14 protein-coding genes are annotated in these 17,976 nt (G+C 50.1%); 12 read left to right on the top strand and 2 right to left on the bottom strand.

What is annotated here, in order from left to right; genetic code table 11:
• Nucleotides 1–36: 36 nt before the first annotated feature.
• Nucleotides 37–1,962 (top strand): sensor histidine kinase, encoded by a 1,926-nt coding sequence (locus SYK_RS10520; protein WP_281760220.1) that lies wholly within the window; start codon nt 37–39, stop codon nt 1,960–1,962.
• A gap of 139 nt (nt 1,963–2,101) precedes the next feature.
• On the opposite strand, the gene SYK_RS10515 is transcribed toward SYK_RS10520, so the two are convergent.
• Together SYK_RS10515 and SYK_RS10510 are read right to left on the bottom strand one after the other, a co-directional pair.
• Nucleotides 2,102–3,571, bottom strand: a complete 1,470-nt coding sequence (locus SYK_RS10515) for an Rne/Rng family ribonuclease (RefSeq protein ID WP_281760219.1) — start codon at nt 3,569–3,571, stop codon at nt 2,102–2,104.
• 33 nt (nt 3,572–3,604) lie between these two features.
• Entirely contained in the window at nt 3,605–4,570 is a 966-nt protein-coding gene (locus tag SYK_RS10510) for a radical SAM protein (RefSeq protein WP_281760218.1), read from the bottom strand.
• Nucleotides 4,571–4,778: 208 nt separating this feature from the next.
• On the opposite strand from SYK_RS10510, the gene SYK_RS10505 reads away from it, so the two are divergent.
• From SYK_RS10505 to SYK_RS10455, 11 genes are all read left to right on the top strand, one after another.
• A complete protein-coding gene (locus SYK_RS10505) occupies nt 4,779–6,632 on the top strand; it encodes a PAS domain-containing sensor histidine kinase (RefSeq protein WP_281760217.1) in 1,854 nt (617 codons plus the stop codon).
• Nucleotides 6,633–6,705: 73 nt separating this feature from the next.
• On the top strand, nt 6,706–7,557 hold the full coding sequence (locus tag SYK_RS10500) for a tRNA (adenine-N1)-methyltransferase (RefSeq protein ID WP_281760216.1): 852 nt from the start codon (nt 6,706–6,708) through the stop codon (nt 7,555–7,557).
• 240 nt (nt 7,558–7,797) lie between these two features.
• The gene (locus tag SYK_RS10495; RefSeq protein WP_281760215.1) at nt 7,798–10,353 is read left to right on the top strand and encodes a sensor domain-containing diguanylate cyclase; all 2,556 of its coding nucleotides are present in this window, start codon (nt 7,798–7,800) and stop codon (nt 10,351–10,353) included.
• A gap of 224 nt (nt 10,354–10,577) precedes the next feature.
• On the top strand, nt 10,578–11,105 hold the full coding sequence (locus tag SYK_RS10490; RefSeq protein ID WP_281760214.1) for an RsbRD N-terminal domain-containing protein: 528 nt from the start codon (nt 10,578–10,580) through the stop codon (nt 11,103–11,105).
• A gap of 196 nt (nt 11,106–11,301) precedes the next feature.
• Entirely contained in the window at nt 11,302–12,342 is a 1,041-nt protein-coding gene (dsrM, locus tag SYK_RS10485) for a sulfate reduction electron transfer complex DsrMKJOP subunit DsrM (RefSeq protein ID WP_281760213.1), read from the top strand.
• Between the two features lie 51 nt (nt 12,343–12,393).
• Nucleotides 12,394–14,064, top strand: a complete 1,671-nt coding sequence (dsrK, locus tag SYK_RS10480) for a sulfate reduction electron transfer complex DsrMKJOP subunit DsrK (protein ID WP_281760212.1) — start codon at nt 12,394–12,396, stop codon at nt 14,062–14,064.
• Nucleotides 14,065–14,070: 6 nt separating this feature from the next.
• On the top strand, nt 14,071–14,454 hold the full coding sequence (gene dsrJ, locus SYK_RS10475; protein WP_431194133.1) for a sulfate reduction electron transfer complex DsrMKJOP subunit DsrJ: 384 nt from the start codon (nt 14,071–14,073) through the stop codon (nt 14,452–14,454).
• Complete coding sequence (dsrO, locus tag SYK_RS10470; RefSeq protein WP_281760210.1) at nt 14,454–15,224, top strand: sulfate reduction electron transfer complex DsrMKJOP subunit DsrO; 771 nt, start codon at nt 14,454–14,456, stop codon at nt 15,222–15,224. Before dsrJ ends, dsrO begins: the two co-directional genes overlap by 1 nt.
• 9 nt (nt 15,225–15,233) lie before the next feature.
• Nucleotides 15,234–16,472, top strand: a complete 1,239-nt coding sequence (gene dsrP / locus SYK_RS10465) for a sulfate reduction electron transfer complex DsrMKJOP subunit DsrP (protein WP_281760209.1) — start codon at nt 15,234–15,236, stop codon at nt 16,470–16,472.
• 188 nt (nt 16,473–16,660) lie between these two features.
• Complete coding sequence (locus SYK_RS10460; protein ID WP_281760208.1) at nt 16,661–17,533, top strand: VOC family protein; 873 nt, start codon at nt 16,661–16,663, stop codon at nt 17,531–17,533.
• Nucleotide 17,534: 1 nt separating this feature from the next.
• Nucleotides 17,535–17,792 (top strand): hypothetical protein, encoded by a 258-nt coding sequence (locus SYK_RS10455; RefSeq protein WP_281760207.1) that lies wholly within the window; start codon nt 17,535–17,537, stop codon nt 17,790–17,792.
• Nucleotides 17,793–17,976 lie beyond the last annotated feature (184 nt).

Genomic DNA, 17,976 nt, shown 5'->3' with positions numbered 1-17,976 from the left:
GGATCTCCGTGAATATGCTCTTCCTCAATAATACTCATGAACGCATACAAATCCAAAAGAACCAAGCCCCTTATGACGAGTCGGTCGATCTCTCGGGATCTGACTTTCAGTCTTGTGGTCATCGTCATGATCATAGCTACGGCTATGGGCAGTTATATCTATTGGCAACAGTCGCAGGAGATGTGGACCACTGCCAAAGAGAAAGGTGAAGATACCATCACCAGTGTGGCCGAGATATTGGCCGTCCCCATTTGGAATCTTGATTATGACAACGCCCGACTCATTGGGTCGGTGTATACGCATGATGATATGGTGCAGGGCATTCGTATTTATGGATCTCGGAATGAGGTCGTATTTGCGCATGAAAAATTTTCTGATTCGCAAGCGGATTTTAGTAAGGTCCGGTCCATCGTTTTTGAGGGAAGGACCATTGGCCGGGCCGAAATCGACTTCACGTTGGCACGGGACAAGAAACGTCTGGATGAACAGATGCTTGTTTCCATTATTATTATTGTGGTGTCCATCTCCGTCATTCTTGCCATCACCGGTTTGCTTTTGCGCGTCTTTTTGAACAAGCCTCTCATGGTCCTTCAATCCGGTATCGCTCGTGTTGCCAAGGGTGATTTTTCGTATGATTTCGGAGAAGTTTACCATGCAGAGCTTTTGGAGATAGCCAAGCGTTTTCGGCGTATGTCCATTGAGATTGAAGGGCGTGAAAACAAACTGCAAGCTATGAATAAGACGTTGCAGGAGGCCGAAGAAAAGTATCGCGGTATCTTCGAGAATGCTGTGGAAGGTATTTTTCAGGCAACACCTGATGGCATTTTGCGCAGGGCAAACCCTGCCATGGCCCGTCTTTTTGGTTATGACTCCCTCGACGAATTTCTTTCCAACGTACGGAGTCTGAGTTCTCGCATCATGGTGAACCCGGAGCACATGCAGGACTTTTTCGAAAAGGTGCGGACCGAGGGCGAAGTTAAGCGGTTTGAGGCGGAATACTATCGTCGTGATGGCAAAACCATGTGGGGCTCACTCAACGCCCGCGCCATTTATGACGAATTCGGCACGCTTGTTTTTATCGATGGTATTCTTGAAGATATTTCCGATCGTAAACAGGCTGAGCAGGATTTGGCCGACCTTAACCGGCATTTGGAACAATTGGTCCGTGATCGTACCGAAGATTTGGTGACCAAGGCCCGCGAATTGGAAGAAGCCAACCAACGGTTGCGGGAACTTGATGAAATGAAGTCCTCCTTCCTGTCGTCGGTTTCGCATGAATTGCGTACTCCTTTGACGTCTATCCTTGGGTTTGCCAAACTGTTGAATAAGGAATTCTCAAAGAATTTCATGCCGCTTGTCGAAGAGGGCAGACTGGTCAGAAAGGGTGAACGTATTCAGAGTAACCTCAATATTATCAGCCATGAAGGTGAGCGTTTGACGCGGCTTATCAATGATGTGCTCGATCTCAACAAGATTGAGTCTGGTTCCATGGGTTGGCGTGATGAGCGGCTGGATATGAATGAGGTTATCGATGTGGCCGCCAATTCTGTCAGTGGGATGTTCACCCAGACGACTCTGAGTCTCGTTACTGAGATTGAACCTGATTTGCCAGCGGTCGTCGCGGACCCGGATCGTATTCAACAGATACTTATCAATCTTCTGAACAATGCGGCGAAATTTACCGAGCAGGGAACAGTTACATTGCGGGCTTTTCCGCGTTTTGGTCAGATTCGCGTGGAAGTGGTTGATACCGGTACAGGTATCCATGCTGATGATCAGGCTCAGATCTTTGAGAAGTTTCATCAGACACGTTCTGACACCATGGTCAACAAGCCGCAAGGAACGGGACTTGGCTTAACCATCTGTCGAGAGATCGTTGAACATTATGGTGGCCGTATCTGGGTCGAATCCGAGGTCGGAGCAGGGTCATCCTTTATTTTTACCCTCCCCGCAGTACAGTAACCCGCAGCACACGATGATCGGATTGTTTGTCCCTTTTTCAGGCACTGGGTAATTGTATAATTCCTTTGTTAATGAAGAATAAAGAAACGGCCCGGAGCATTCGCTTCGGGCCGTTTTTTTATTCTCGGTGAAAGGGATCTTAATCGTCGTATTCGTATTCAAGATCAATATGGATTTCTTTACCATACCTGTTTTCCAGGTCGGTCAGGATGCCTCGTTTTGTGTTGAGCAGGTAAATTGCGAGTTCTTCTTCGCAATCGTGCTCGACCCGATCCATGCCGGGTTTACGAATGTCCCTATGGATTTCCTTGAGAGCCTGAAGAGCTTGCCATTCCATGTTACGGCGAATGCCTGTGCCCTTACAGCAGGGACATGCTTCGGTGGAGATGGCTATGGCCGAGGACCCAAGGCGCTGACGAACCAGCTCCATAAGTCCGAAAGATGAGATGCGGCTGACGTCTGTGCGGGCCCGGTCGTTTTTTAGTTCGGCGCGCATGACCTTTTCTACTTCACGGCAGTCTTTGGGATTCTTCATCTCGATGAAGTCAATAACCACCTGACCGCCGATGTCGCGCAGTCTGAGCTGGCGGGCGATTTCCTTGGCGGCCTCGACATTCGTCTTGAGGGCCATTTTTTGGAAGTTCCGTTCTCCCCCGATCTTGCCGGAGTTGATGTCTACGGCAGTCAGGGCTTCTGTGGCGTCGAAGACCAGACGACCACCGGACGGCATGGATGCTTCGCGCGTATAAATTTCTTCCACCTGTTTTACGAGGTTGAAGCGTTCCAGCAGGGAAAGATCGTTTTCGTCATGCAGACGAACCAGATTGTTTTTACGCGGGAAGGCGAGCTTAACAAATTTGCTGATCTGGTCGTAGGTTTCTTTGTCGTCAACCCAGACTTCAGTGACATCAGAAGTCAGGTAGTCGCGCACGGCGCGTGCAGCAAGTCCCAGCTCTTTGTAAACGATGACTGGAGCTTTTTCCTTTTGGGCATTGGACCGGATATCTGTCCAGAGTCGGTTTAGGTATTTGAAATCGCGCTCAAGTGCAGTCTTGGATTGTCCCACGGCTGCAGTTCTGGCGATGAGTCCCACACCTTCAGTAGTTTCAAAGGATTCGAGGGCCTTTTTCAGGCGCGTCCGTTCCTTTTCATTTTCAATTTTGCGGGAAACACCCATTTGGGAGCGGCCCACGGTGTAGACGAAACTGCGTCCGGGTAGGGAAAGATAAGAGGTGAGGAATGCGCCTTTTTTGCCAGTGGGTTCTTTGACCACCTGAACAAGCACTTCCTGACCGGCCTTAAGCACTTTCTGCATGAGCGGATAGCGCGCGCCTTTCTTTTGAGTGAAATTGCCCGTGTAGTATTCGGGGTGGACTTCGTCGATCTGGAGAAAACCATTGCGTTCGGCACCGTAGTTGATGAACGCGGCTTGAAGTCCGTTGTCTATATTGTGAATGTAGCCTTTGTAGATGTTGCCCTTGGTTTTAGCCTGGTGCACCATCTCGACGTAGTATTCGTTGACTTTGCCTTCTTCGGCAATGACGACTTCAACCTGTTCTCCTGGGAGGACAGAGATGAACATCTTCTGCCGTTTCTTCTTGTTGGGCATGATAACCTCATGACGAGAAATGTGTGGTTTGTCTCATGGTGCCTTTGTGTCTTCAAGAACATGCCCCATGCCGTGGTAATATATCTCGCCCCGGTCATCCCGAGGGGTGATTTCGCCCTTTTCCAAAAGGGCTTCCACGGCCGCACTGACCTGTTTTGGGTCTGCGTTAAGGGCCTGTGCCAGTTGTGAGAGGGTTTGTGGCCTGCGGGTCAGGGATGCGCTGACGAAGTCTGTTACATGCTCCGTGCTCATCGCTTTCCTGTCGGTCACTTGCTGCGTGTGTACGCTGGCTTTTCCGCTCTCAAGCGCCATGCGCCAACGACTTAGGACCTCCCCGTCCACGGGGCGGACTCCCTTGACCGTTCCAGGACGGGTCAGCGTGACCACATCTACCCGGTCGGGAGCAAGTCGTTTGCAAAAATCCTTTAACCTGCCGAGGTTCTCGTCTGTGTCATTAATTCCTTCGGCAAGCAAAATTTCCAAAAATATTTTTCCCTTGAATCCTTTTTTGAATTCAAGCAGCCCGTCGGCAATGCCGGAAGGCGAAAATCCTTTACAGGGACGGTTCACGCGGGTGAATTCGTCTTCAATCAGAGAGTCCAGGCTGGGTAGGACAACGTCGGCCAGAGCTAGTTCTCTACGCACTTCCGGGTCACCTATGAGGCTGGCGTTTGTCAGCACTGCAATGTCCGTGTCCGGGAAAATCTTTCGAGCTCCAGTGATGACGTCAGCCATCTCGGAGTTCAGGATTGGTTCTCCCAATCCTCCCAGCGTCACCATGTCCGGTTTGGCCAATTCTTCGTCTTTCCATGCGGCCAGTTCTTCCAGAATGGCGGCAGCGGGGACATATGGCTTCCGTTTGATGGTTAAGTTCCTGGTGGCTCCTACTTCACAGTAGACGCAGTCCATGGAGCATATTCTGTCTCCAAGCAAATCGAGTCCGAGAGAGCGGCCCAGTCGTCCACTCATAACCGGTCCAAAGACGTATTTATATCCCATGACGTATCATATCCCTTGAAGTGTAGAAATCAAAATCTATGGGAGTTTATTAAGAACTGGGAGGCGACTGTCAAGGGGGATGGTCTATGTGGTGCTACCGTTCATGTACTGTTTATGCAAGGAGAAGATGGGTGAACGTTGAGTAAATAATTGGATTATACGCGATCTTATGTGTAGAGTTGGCTGTGATTCTCAGGAGGTCTTCATTATGTTTGATGTCGTTCTTGAATCTTTGCGAACCATTGTCCTTGCCGGTATTTTGGTGTTTTTCATCCGTGCGGACAAGGATGTTGAGCATGGTCGTCGCGGGTATCTTTTTATCAAGATTGGTTTTTTGCTCGTCCTGTTCGGTTCTTTTATGGATATAACTGACAACTTTGAAAGTTTGAACTGGACTGTGATTGGCGGCGACACGCCGGTTCAGGCCTTCCTTGAAAAAATCGTCGGGTATCTCGCTGGATTTGTTTTGATAGCCATCGGCCTGTTGATGTGGCTTCCAACCCTTCAAACGATGGAGAATATACAAGATTGTTTGGAAAAAGATAAGCATGTTCTCGGGCGAGAATACGATGAATTGACCCGTGCTCTTGAGCGCGAAAATCGCAAACGTCGTGCGGTTGAAGCGAGTTTGCTTATAGCGGAAGAGCGGAGAATGATGCTGTATGAAAAAGCTCCTGTCCCTATCGTTCATGGGATTATCGGGGGAAATCTTGTCGAATGGAATACCACTTTTGCCGAGATGCTTGGGTATGAATCTTTCGAAGAATTGTCTGGTGTGGTCAGTGGATTTGGTGATCCGTTTTTTATGTGGCCTTACCGTACAGAAGCAGAAGAGATGCTTGCCGCGCTTCGTGCTGAAAAAGTTGTCCTGAATTATGAAGCCCGCCTACAGCGCAAGGACGGAACCATTATTCTGGTACGGATGGATTTCACAACGGTTGAAGATCGAGATGGCGTAAATTATTATTTTTATTGTTTTGCCGAGGATATCACCGAGCGCAGGGCAGCTGAAGAACTTCTCGCCAGCAGCGAACGGCGGATGAAAGCAATTATGGACACGATGCCTATTGGGTTGACTCTTTTGGATGAAAAGACTCGGGAAGTCGTTGATGTCAATGCCGCCATGCTGTCGATGACGGGATATTCCCGAGAGAGCCTTGTTGGTCATCAGTGTTGTGAGTTCCTTTGTCAGCGAGACAAAGCCTTGTGTCCTGCCCTTGATGAAGGGGAGGCTGTTGCCAGTGATGAGCGGATCATACGAATGGAAAATGGGGACAGTCTGCCTGTTCTTAAATCGGTGTCTCGCGTGACACTGGACAATATGGCCTGTCTGTTGGAAGCCTTTGTGGATATTTCCGAACAAAAAAGGTTGGAGCATCTCAAGGAAGATGTGGACCGCATTATTGCTCACGATCTCAAGGCGCCGATTATTGGTGTAATCAGTGCGTGCAAGGTCCTGCTCATGGACGAGGATGATGTTCAGGGGGAAATTCGGGATATTTTGGAAACCATCGAACAACAGGGGCGAAAGGTTTTGCGTATGATTGGCATGAGCATGACAGTCTACAAGATGGAGGCGGGGTCTTATGTGTATATTCCGTCTCAAGTGAATTTCGTTGATGTGGTCAATAATGTACTGACTGAATTGGACGATCTTGCTGGGGGGCTGAGTGTGACCGTGGACGTGCGTTTTAGCGACAGTACGGATCTTGTGTCTCCAAGTTTGGTGGTTCTGGGGCAGGATATCTTATATGAATCCATGGTTGCCAATTTGTTGAAAAATGCTATCGAAGCATCTCCTTCGGGAGGAACGGTTGTTCTTGAAATGGGCAAGTGTGACACCGATGTCATGCGAATGGCTATCAGTAATTCCGGAGTGGTGCCGGTGGATATTCGTGAGACTTTCTTTGAGAAATACGCTACATCGGGGAAGAGTTCCGGCACCGGACTTGGGACGTATTCGGCTAGTCTTGTGGTCAAAACCGTCGGTGGCGAGATTCATATGGAAACATCGGATGAAGAAGGTCGAACGTCCGTTTTTGTGACATTGCCTTGTGGTTGATTACGCCGTTTCCCTTGACTTCCCTTCAACCTAACCGTACCTCAAAGCCAATATTTTTTAGGAGGCCGAATCAATGATCGAACCCGGACAACTCATTTTGCTCATCAGCCACAAGGGCAAACGGTACCTTCGCAAGCTTGAAGCTGGTGGAGAAGTACATACCCATGATGGCAAGTTGCTTATGGACGAAGTGGCCGAGGCCGGTTTCGGCCAATACGTCAAGACACATCTCGGCAGGCCCTACCTGGTGCTTAAGCCGACTCTGCATGATCTTATTAAGGGCGTGAAACGTCAGACTCAGATTATGTACCCCAAGGAAATTGGGTACCTGATGATGAAACTGGGGATTGGTCCCGGTTCTACTGTTATCGAATCCGGTACTGGTTCGGGTGGCCTGACGACCGCTTTGGCCTGGTTTGTAGGTGATACTGGTAAGGTTATCACATATGAACGTCGCGCTGACTTTTTCAAGTTGGCCGGGAAGAATCTGGAGCGTGTTGGTCTGGCTGATCGTGTTGAGCAGGTTAATCAGAATATTGAGGATGGCTTCAAACATTCGGGCGCAGATGCGTTGTTTTTGGATGTACGGACGCCGTGGGAATATCTTTCTTCCATCCCAGAGGCTGTGATTCCGGGCGCTATGTGCGGTTTCTTGCTGCCTACCGTCAACCAGGTGTCCGAGTTGCTTCGGGGACTGGAAGACGGTCCTTTTGCCGATCAGGAAGTTTTGGAAATTCTTATTCGGCATTGGAAGCCTGTGCCTGACAGGCTCAGGCCTGATGATCGTATGGTGGCACACACCGGTTTTTTGGTGTTTGCTCGATACATGGAACCGCCCAAGGCTGCTCCCCGACCAGAGCTTGAAGCTGAAGAGGCTCCGACAGCACCGTCTGACGAAGCTGAAAGCAGTGTTGAAGAGAAATAAACAAGGCCCGCATAAGCGGGCTTTTTTATAGCTATCGTAGCATTTTTTTGTTCTTTTGGCTCTGTGCCGTGCTGGTTATATGATCCTTGGAATCGACATATGCCCAGATGAGAGGTATATGCGTTTGCTTGTCGTGAGGGAGGGGGCGATGAGAAAAAAAGGATTTGTCTACCCGCGCGTGTTCGTTTTTGTTATGCTTTCCCATAACCCCGTGGCCTTCAAATTTCATCCAGGATCAGAATGGATCGTTTGAAAACATATATTGCAGAGAATGAAGAATGGCTCAAAGAGTGCATTCTCGCCTATGTTAAGAAACATGGGAGCACTCCGGATGCCATTGCTGAAGAGTGGCCCGACTTTTTTTCAGGGATAGTTGGAACGATGCCTTCTCCTGTTCATTCTGATCAGGAACAGAGAAAAGAAGATGTGCTGCGGCTTTTTCAGAGCCTTGATACCCCTGCCCTTATTCTCAGTGATTCATTTGAAATCAGTGCCGCTAACAAGGCTGCGATAAATACGTTGAGTCTTGGTGACGATTTTTTGGCAACCAGTGCTTCAATGGCCGTAGCAGATCTTGTCCCGTGGCTTGCCGATTGCGTACAGGAGTTTTTTCCCGGTGAACGAGACGTCGGGAGTGTCTGTCGGATGGATGTGGCTGCTCCAATGATTTATGGCGAAAAATATTTCAGTGTGTCGGTTTCGAAGTTTTCGGAAGTGGTTGCCGGATTTTCTGGTTACATTCTGACTTTGGAAGATATTTCTTTTCGAGTGGAGACTGAAAAACAGTTGAGTCGAGAACGAAACCGGGTCGCTCATTATCTTGATGTGGTCGGATCGATCATCTTGGCGCAGGATGCTTCCGGGGCGATTACCATGGTTAACCGGACCGGAAGTGAGCATCTCGGATACGCGGAAAATGAATTGCTCGGACAGAATTGGATTGATTTGATGGTGCCTGTTGAGCAGCGGGACGAGGTGCGCGATTATTTTTATATGATTTTTTCCGGTCAGACGGAAATAGATGACGAGTATACCAACTATGTTGTTGCTAAAGATGGTCGCCATCGTTTGGTGCATTGGCAAAACAGGGTGCTGACCAACGAGGGCGGTAATGTCATCGGTGTTCTGAGTTCAGGGATGGATGTTACGGAGAAACGGGCCATGGAAGAGGCCCTTTCCGAAAAGGAATTGTGGCTTCGCAACACATTTGTCGCCCTAGGCGAGACCGTACTTATCCTGACACCGGATTGGAATGTGCTTGATGCCAATCCGGCCGCTGAAATTCTGTTTGGGATGACCAACGAAGAGTTGAGCGAACTGTCCTTGTTGGAACTGCATGTGGATAGGCCTCATTACGCAGAGTTTCTTGTCAAATCTCAGGCGGCTTTCGACAAGGGAGAAAAAGCCCAATTTGAAATGGCCTTGAGGCGAAGTGACGGTACTCTTTTTCCTGCTGATCATTCTGTGTCCCTTATACTTGGCGATGACGGCCTTGCCTTGGGCATTGTCAATGTCATTCGAGATATCTCCGCCCGGAAAAAAGCGGAGCAGGTGTTGCAGGAGAGTGAGGAAAAGTTTCGTCGTATTTTCGAATCCATTGAAGAAGGGTACATGGTCACTGATTTGGCTGGTGACGTTCAAATGGTCAACCCTGCGACGTGTCGCCTGCTCGGTTACGAAGAAAGTGACCTTCTCGGGAAAAGTATCGACTCCTTGTATTCAATCAAGGATGAGCGGATGCATTTGCGAAGGCAACTGGTTGAGAAGGGAGCCATTCGAGGCGTTCAGGTACAGGCGCGGCGTAAGGATGGGTCTTCCATCGTTGTCGAAGCGAATACACATTTGATCAGAAACGAGTCGGGCAACGCTGTGGCCATGGAAGGGACATTTCGCGACATTACCGATCGTATTGAAGCGGAAGGGATTCTTAAAGAGCGAGAGAAGCAGTATCGTGCTTTTTTTGAGAATAACCATGCCATCATGCTTTTGGTGGACCCGAGAACCGAGCGAATTATCGATGCCAATCCGGCTGCCAGTGATTTTTATGGTTATTCCGTTGACGACATGCGTGACATGACGATGGGAAGTATCAATGCGTTGACGCAAGATGAAATCTTTAGGGAAATGCAGCTTTCCAGGCAGGAGGGGCGTTCCTACTTCATCATGAAACATATTTTAGTTAATGGTGACATTCGTGATGTGGAGGTGTATTCCGGTCCGATCATGGTGCAGGGAAAGCAGCGCCTTTACTCTGTTATTCATGATGTGACACAGCGAATTCGTCTTGAGCAGAAAATGAAGCGGCTGGCTACCACCGATGGTTTGACCGGCGTGAATAACCGGCATAATTTTTTTGTTCTTGGTTCCAGGGAATTGGTCCGCGCCAAACGGTACAAGAATCCATTGGCCGTGCTTATGCTTGATATCGACTATTTTAAGTCCATCAATGATACCCACGGCCATCAGACCGGGGATCTGGTCCTCAGAATGCTGGCTGCCGCGTCCACGACAACACTGCGGGAGACTGATATTTTCGGCCGCCTTGGCGGTGAGGAGTTCGCGGTGATTCTTCCTGAAACAGGCTTGCAAGAAGGACTTGAAGCAGCCGAAAGGCTCCGTGAAGTCTATGCAGGTTTGGAGGCTCGGGTTGAAGAATCCGTTGTCACATTCACAGTCTCTATCGGGACGACTGTGGTTCGGACATCTGACAGGACCATTGAAGAAGTTCTCAACCGTGCGGATGAAGCCTTGTACAAGGCCAAGCGTATGGGACGAAACAGGGTGGAGCGAGGTTGAGATTCTTTCGTGTGAATTCAGGCGTTATCGCGTCCTGATACCCCTTCTCATTAGTCAGTTTTTCCTGGAAAAAGCCTTGACGTTTTCCAAGGGGTTTGGAATATGTTTCTGAGTTTTACGTGATGTTTTTCACAATTTTTCAATGCACGCTTGTGAAACTGAGACTTCCCCGCTTTGATCGGGCAGTCAGGATTTGATGTTTCATGAGTTATTGCGAGCATATAATGACATTTGAATCCGTACTGGCCGAACGTAAGGCCGAACTGGCGACAAAGTGGGCGGAACTAGTCCTTAAGACATATCCGACCGAAACACAGAAAGTTTGGACTAAACAAAAAGATCGATTTCAAAACCCCGTGGGGGCTGCCATCATCGAGGCAACCGGGGAACTGTTCGATCAATTGATTGAATGGCAAGATGCAGAGGTAATTGCTAAAAGCCTGGATAAGCTCATACGTATCAGAGCGGTACAGGATTTCACCCCCTCGCAGGCTCTCAGTTTTGTTTTTTTGCTGAAAAAACTTCTTCGTGACGAGTTTTTCAAGGCAATGAAAAAAGATGGGACACTTGATAACCTGTTGAGGTTTGAGGCTAAAATAGACAATTTGGCTATGATGTCTTTTGACATCTATGCCAAAAGTCGCGATGAGGTATTCCGGTTCCGCGTTGACGAGGTGAAACGCGCCCAGAGCAGCTTGCTCAGGAAGGCCGGAATGATTGTGGACGTTACGACCGAAACATCGGTCGATTAAGGATCCGTTCGAGGGGTTTTGCCTCGGTGTGAGAACCGGGACGAGGTGTGCAAGGGGGTGGATTCGTGGTATTCTACGAATTTGTTTTTCGCATGCGTCGCCGTTCAGGCATCGACGATTCCTTGAGAGCGTGTACCGAAAGTGGCAGGCCTCCGGTAAAATCGGCAGGTCCAACCTTCAAGCGAGGTGACGGTAGATGAATGCTCTTTACTCACTTCTGTTCGTCTTTCTCCTGGTGTTGATCCCGTTGTTTGGGGTTGATGCGGCACATCTGAGGACTTTCTTCGGTGTCTGTATCCCGACAACGGCTTTCATCATCTTTGTCGTCGGCTTTATTTATAAAGTCATAATCTGGGGTCGTTCGGCCGTGCCGTTTCGCATCCCCACAACCGGTGGTCAGTTCAAGTCTTTTGACCCCAAGCTGTTCCCGCAGAACAAGCTGGACTGTCCCCAGACCGGCGCTCAGACTTTTTTCCGTATGGTGCTTGAAGTCTTCGCGTTCCGGTCTTTGTTCAGGAACACCGCAGTGTCCCTGCACCAAGGAAAGGATCATCCCATTGTTGCTTACAAATCCAGTAAGTGGCTGTGGCTCTTTGCCATCACTTTCCATTATTCTTTTTTCATTATAGCCCTGCGACACCTTCGCCTGTTCCTTGAGCCGGTTCCGTTCTTCGTGAATGGTCTCGATTTCGTGGACGGTCTCTTGCAGATAGGTGCTCCGACCATGTATTTGACCGACCTCGGTCTGCTGGCTGGTGTGCTTTTGCTCTTGGGTCGCAGACTGATTAATTCCAGGATCAACTACATCTCGTATGCATCGGACTTTTTTCCGTTGTTCCTGATCCTGGCTATCGCCCTGTCGGGCATCTACATGCGCTACTACGCTAAGGTCGACGTTATCGCGATCAAGGAACTGACCATGGGGCTGATGACGTTTAACTACGTTGTCTCCGATGTGATCGGTGTTTCCTTCTTCATTCACGTCTTCCTGGTCAGTTGCCTCATGGCGTACTTCCCGTTCAGCAAGCTTATGCACTTTCCCGGTGTCTTCCTGTCTCCGACACGGAACCTGCCGAACGATTCGCGTGCCAAGCATCATGTGAACCCCTGGAATGATCCTAACATCAAGGCCCATGCCTACGCGGACTACGAGAAGCAATTCGGTGTCCCCATGGCCGAGGTTGGTCTGCCGCTCGACAATCCCGAGAATGGCAAGGCCCCCGAGGAAGAGGCTTAGGCCCAGGGTTCACCGTTAGGTGATACTTCTTTATCTGAGGAGATAAAAGATATGTCCGACATCCCAAAAGCAGATGAGCTCTTCAAGAGCATAGATTACAATCCACCGGCCACTGGCTGGATGGAAACCCCGGTGGATTTCTCACCGGGTCACTGGTGTTACCCCGCCAAGCCCGAGAAGATGGAGTATATGGAATCCAAGCTTCCCGGTCTCTGGGGTCCTGCCCGCCAATGGAATCCGGGTGAAGCTGATTGGAAACTACCTTCCAACTGGAAGGAAATTGTGGTCAACGGCTTCCGTGAAAGACTGAAAAAGTTCCGTAGCTTGCAGGTGTTCATGGATATCTGCGTGCGTTGCGGTGCTTGCGCTGACAAATGTCACTTCTTTATTGGCTCCGGCGATCCCAAGAATATGCCTGTTCTTCGTGCCGAGTTGATGCGCTCCGTCTACCGTGGTGAATTCACCGTGGCAGGCAAGATCCTGAGCAAGCTCACCGGATCCCGCGTCATGGAAGAGGATGTCCTGAAAGAATGGTTTATCTATTTCTATCAGTGCACCCAGTGCCGTCGTTGCTCCCTCTACTGTCCCTATGGCATTGATACCGCGGAAATGACCATGATGGCCCGCGAATTGATGCATCTGGTTGGTTTGAATATCAACTGGATTATGGAGCCAGTCTCAAATTGTAATATCACCGGTAACCATCTTGGTATTCAGCCCCACGCCTTCAAGGATATCGTGGACTTCATGGTTGACGATATCGAAGAAGTCACCGGTAAGCGCGTCAAGGCCCCGCTGAACGAAAAGGGCCACGAGATTCTGTTCATCACCCCGTCCGGCGACGTGTTCGCGGACCCCGGTATCTATACCTTCATGGGATATTTGATGCTGTTTGATGAAATCGGTCTCGATTACACCATGTCCACCTACGCATCTGAGGGCGGTAACTTCGGTTCGTTTACCAATAACGAAACCATGAAGAAGCTCAACGCCAAGATGTACGCCGAAGCCGAACGCCTTGGTTGTAAGTGGATTCTTGGCGGCGAATGTGGCCATATGTGGCGTGTTGTTCATCAGTACATGGATACCATGACCGGTGATACTCAGCATGCTGGCATGACCACTCCGAAGTCCCCGATCACCGGCACGGTGTTTGAGACTTCTGCAGCCACCAAAATGTTGCATATCACTGAATTCACGGCTGACTTGATGAAGCACAATAAGCTGAAACTTGATCCCAGCCGTAACGATCACTTGCGTGTCACCTTCCATGATTCCTGCAACCCTGCACGGGGAATGGGTCTTTTGGAAGAACCTCGCTACGTTATCAAGCACGTGGTCAATAATTACTTCGAGATGCCTGTCGGTACCACTCGCGAGCAGACTTTCTGCTGCGCTGGCGGTTCCGGTCTGAATACCGATGAGATTATGGAAATCCGCCTGCGCGGTGGTCTGCCTCGCGGTAACGCTCTCAGATATGTGCAGGAAAAACATGGTGTCAACACCATGGCCTGCATTTGCGCCATTGACCGCGCTACCCTGATCCCGCTGGCCGACTACTGGGCACCCGGTGTGACTATCGCTGGTGTTCACGAACTGGTCGCCAACGCATTGGTCATGGAAGGCGAGTCCGAACGCAAGATGGATCTCCGTCAGGAGTATCTGCCCGGATTTGAGGACGAAGAGGACGATTGGACTCCCCCGAACATGGAGGATGCATAAATGAAAATGCAGAATGGTTTCCCCATCATCGTCGGCCTGCTCATCTTCTTTGGTTTGCTTTGCGCTCCGTTTGCGATCGGCAAAGTCGTGACCAAGGAATACAAGCAGCCTGAGCTCAAACTCCCCGCAGGCGAAAAGGAATGCATCGAGTCCAAGGAGTTCATGCGCGAAAAGCACATGCAGCTTCTCAACGACTGGCGCGACTGGGCCCTGCGTGACGGCAAGCGGATCTATACGAACCACAAGGGCAAAGAGTTTACCATCTCTTTGCAGAACACTTGCATGAAGTGCCATACGAACAAGGCCGAGTTCTGCGACAAGTGTCATACCGATGCCGGTGTTTCTCCCTACTGCTGGGATTGCCACATTCAGCCGGAGGGTTTGAAATAATGAATAAAAACAGAAGAACCTTCGTTAAGCTTGCCGGTCTTGCTGCGGCTGGTCTGGCCTTGGCTCCCAAAGCCATGGCATCCAGCGGTGGACATTCTCCGGTCAAGGCAAATGCCGATGCTGTCCATGCCAAACATTGGGGCATGGTCATCGACACCACCAAGCTGCACACTGAGGAAGATATCGCCAAGCTGGCGGAAATCTGCCACTCCATCCACAACGTTCCAAGCATTGCGAACAAACAGGAAGTGAAATGGCTGTGGTCTGATACATATGCTCACACTTTCCCGGAACAGGAAAATCCGCATCTGGCTGAAGAGATTCACCACCGCGCGTTTCCGTTGTTGTGCAACCATTGTGAAGAGCCGTCTTGTGTGCGCGTCTGCCCGACGAAGGCAACCTTTAGGCGTCCTGACGGCATTGTCGCCATGGATTACCACCGCTGTATCGGCTGTCGGTATTGTATGGCTGCATGCCCCTTCGGCTCCCGTTCATTCAACTGGGGCGAACCCCGTGAAAACCTCGATTTGGCAAAGTTGAACCCTGAGTTCCCCACCCGCATGCGCGGCGTCGTCGAGAAGTGCAACTTCTGTGTCGAACGTCTGGCCGTGGGCAAGCAGCCCGCCTGCGTGGAAGCCTCCGAGGGCGCCATCATTTTCGGTGATCTCAATGATCCCGATTCCGATGTTCGCAAGGTCCTTCGCGAGCGGTTCACCATTCGTCGTAAACCCACTGTCGGCACCGAGCCCAGTGTTTACTACATCATATAGGGGGACTACATGCTCGAATTAGCTCTCAAAGGCTCCAAAAGATACTATGCCTGGGTTGCGTTCCTCCTGGTGCTGATTGGAATCGGTGCCTTGGCATATCTCAATCAGCTGATGGTCGGTCTGAAAACTACCGGCATGAGTCGTGATGTGTCCTGGGGATTTTACATCTCCCAGCTCACCTATCTCGTTGGTTTGGCCGCTTCCGGTGTCATGATCGTGCTGCCAAACTACTTCCATGGCTACAAGGCCAATAAGCACATGGTCATCTTCGGTGAGTTCATGGCGATCGCGGCCTGTATAATGTGCCTTCTGTTCGTCGTTGTCGACATCGGTCAGCCGAGCCGTATGATGAACATGTTCCTCCACCCCTCTCCGAACTCTGTACTGTTCTGGGATGCGATGGTCATTAATGGCTATCTGTTCCTGAACCTGTTCGTGGGTTGGACTTGCCTGACTGCCGACCGTGCGAATCTGTCGCACCCGAAGTGGCTCAAGCCGTTCATCTACATATCCATTATATGGGCTTTCTCGATCCATACCGTGACCGCGTTCCTGTATCAGGGGCTGCCCGGCCGCCACTATTGGCTTACCGCCATTCTGGCTGCCCGCTTCCTTGCTTCTGCGTTCTGCGCCGGTCCTGCGATTTTGACGCTCGTAATGTTGGTCACCGAGAGGGTAACCACTTTCAAGATGCCCAAGAACGCTTTGAAGACTTTGGTCAAGATCATTGCTTACGCCATGTGCGTGAACATGTTCTTCTTTGCCCTTGAAGTCTTCACCGCCTTCTATTCCAATATGCCCGGCCACATGCATCCGCTGGTTTACCTGTTTGCAGGTGCCCACGGCCATCATGAACTGGTCGGCCTCATGTGGACCTTCATTGGCTTCGCAGCCATCTCAATCACCCTGTTGGTGACGCCGAAGTTCCGTAATAACATGAAGCTTCTGCCTTGGACTCTCGTCATCCTCGTGATCGCTACTTGGCTTGACAAGGGGCTTGGTCTGCTGATCGGTGGTTTCAATCCGACTCCGTTTGATACCATCACTCCCTACTGGCCTACCGGTAAAGAGTTACTGGTCTCCATGATGATTTATGCCATTGGTGCTCTCATCGTGACGATCCTCTTTAAGGTTGCCACTGAAGTGAAACAAGAAATGGGACATTCCCAAGCCTTGCCTTGCGGTTGTTCTACCGAGGACGCGTGCAATTGCACTTCGGCCGAGGAAGAAACCCCTGCTGAGGCGTAAAATTGGTAATCGCTAGAAAGCCTAGCCACGTAACGTCACCTCGTTAGGTTCAAAGGCTCGAACAAGGGCCGCTCCAAGGTTGGAGCGGCCCTTTTTTATTGCAGTTCACTTTTATTCGCAGGGTGTGTTACACTTGCGCACGCCGCAACAGGCTGTAAGCAAAAATCTTTTACACATAGGATAGCCGCATGAACAACTTTATGCGTTGCGCATCACTCACTTTGACACTGCTATTGTTAACCGGACTGACCGCGTGTTCAACCAAGGTGATTGTTCCGCCAGTCACCATGGATGCCGCAAAGTTGCAACTGAACGGAAAGTTCGTGTGGTTTGATTTGTTCACCACAGATATGACTACCGCGCAGAATTTTTATGATCGCGTCTTTGATTGGGATTTTGAACGGGCCAATGAAGGCAACGCGCAAGTGAAGAACATCATGCATCAAGGGCAGTTTGTCGGGAATATGATAGGGCGTAATTCAACGTCTGGTGATTCTCAATGGCTTTCTTATATGTCTGTGGCGGATACAGATCATGCCTTTGATGCTGCTTTGAGTGCGGGAGCGACCGGCTATACACCGCCCAAGGAGATGCCGAACAGAGGCCGCATAGCGGTGGTTATTGACCCTCAGAAAGCTCCTGTTGCTTTGCTACATTCTCCTGTTGGTGATCCGCCGGATGCAAAACCTCGTGCTAACGGCTGGATTGGGGCAGAGCTGTGGACGAATGAGGTGGATGAAGCTGTCGCGTTTTATACTCGACTTGGTGGATATACCTCTGAAGATGTCGCGGTCCATGACAAGGTACAATATAAACTGTTGTTGACGGACGATCGGCCTCGGGCTGGCGTGGTTTCAATTCCGTGGAAAGATGTTGATCCCCAGTGGGTCCCCTATGTGGCGGTCGAAAATATCAAGGCCACTGTGGAATTGATTCGGGCTAATGGTGGGCGTATTCTAATTGAACCGCAGATGGATGTGAGGTCCGGGCGGGTGGCCCTCTTTGCTGACCCGACAGGTGCCGTTCTCGGTATTCAGGAAATGGAGCCGGAGGAGGATTGATATGCATATGCTTAAATTTTTTTTGATAGCCGTGGCATTGTGTCTTTCCATGGCGGCTTTATCAGCCTGCACCGTGGGGTATGGCATGAACTACTCCTACGGGACCAGTTGGAGACATTATGATGATGACTACAGATACCATCATCACAGACCTCCGCCGAATTATAAGCCGGAGCGACCGCCAGCAGTGAAGCCAAAGCCAAAGCCATTGCCATCGCGTCCTGATAGACCTGCAACCCGCCCTACAAGACGTCGTTAAAAAGAAGCCCGCTATTCAAATAAGCGGGTTTTTTTGTGATGTGTAACATGTAGGAGAACCCGGTGGCGATCTTCATGAGAAGATGGTGGAAATGGAACGCTTGTAAGGTCCATTGCTCATAATGGATGAAGACGCTTTGCGAACAGTTTCACCCTGAGGATTGCTTCCATCTCATCATAATGGC

The organism is Pseudodesulfovibrio nedwellii, assembly GCF_027923765.1.
GTDB classification, from domain to species: domain Bacteria; phylum Desulfobacterota; class Desulfovibrionia; order Desulfovibrionales; family Desulfovibrionaceae; genus Pseudodesulfovibrio; species Pseudodesulfovibrio nedwellii.
The sequence above is the reverse complement of the archived record's forward strand: the minus strand, read 5'-3'. Positions and strand labels throughout refer to the sequence as shown.

What these genes read in the sequence shown, in the direction of transcription:
- SYK_RS10500 (WP_281760216.1), top strand. Translation starts at nt 6,706, where the DNA reads ATGATCGAACCCGGACAACTCATTTTGCTCATCAGCCACAAGGGCAAA.
- dsrO (WP_281760210.1), top strand. Translation starts at nt 14,454, where the DNA reads ATGAATAAAAACAGAAGAACCTTCGTTAAGCTTGCCGGTCTTGCTGCG.
- SYK_RS10510 (WP_281760218.1), bottom strand. Translation starts at nt 4,570, where the DNA reads ATGGGATATAAATACGTCTTTGGACCGGTTATGAGTGGACGACTGGGC.
- SYK_RS10455 (WP_281760207.1), top strand. Translation starts at nt 17,535, where the DNA reads ATGCATATGCTTAAATTTTTTTTGATAGCCGTGGCATTGTGTCTTTCC.
- SYK_RS10490 (WP_281760214.1), top strand. Translation starts at nt 10,578, where the DNA reads ATGACATTTGAATCCGTACTGGCCGAACGTAAGGCCGAACTGGCGACA.
- SYK_RS10495 (WP_281760215.1), top strand. Translation starts at nt 7,798, where the DNA reads ATGGATCGTTTGAAAACATATATTGCAGAGAATGAAGAATGGCTCAAA.
- SYK_RS10515 (WP_281760219.1), bottom strand. Translation starts at nt 3,571, where the DNA reads ATGCCCAACAAGAAGAAACGGCAGAAGATGTTCATCTCTGTCCTCCCA.
- dsrP (WP_281760209.1), top strand. Translation starts at nt 15,234, where the DNA reads ATGCTCGAATTAGCTCTCAAAGGCTCCAAAAGATACTATGCCTGGGTT.
- SYK_RS10505 (WP_281760217.1), top strand. Translation starts at nt 4,779, where the DNA reads ATGTTTGATGTCGTTCTTGAATCTTTGCGAACCATTGTCCTTGCCGGT.
- dsrM (WP_281760213.1), top strand. Translation starts at nt 11,302, where the DNA reads ATGAATGCTCTTTACTCACTTCTGTTCGTCTTTCTCCTGGTGTTGATC.
- dsrK (WP_281760212.1), top strand. Translation starts at nt 12,394, where the DNA reads ATGTCCGACATCCCAAAAGCAGATGAGCTCTTCAAGAGCATAGATTAC.
- dsrJ (WP_431194133.1), top strand. Translation starts at nt 14,071, where the DNA reads ATGCAGAATGGTTTCCCCATCATCGTCGGCCTGCTCATCTTCTTTGGT.
- SYK_RS10460 (WP_281760208.1), top strand. Translation starts at nt 16,661, where the DNA reads ATGAACAACTTTATGCGTTGCGCATCACTCACTTTGACACTGCTATTG.
- SYK_RS10520 (WP_281760220.1), top strand. Translation starts at nt 37, where the DNA reads ATGAACGCATACAAATCCAAAAGAACCAAGCCCCTTATGACGAGTCGG.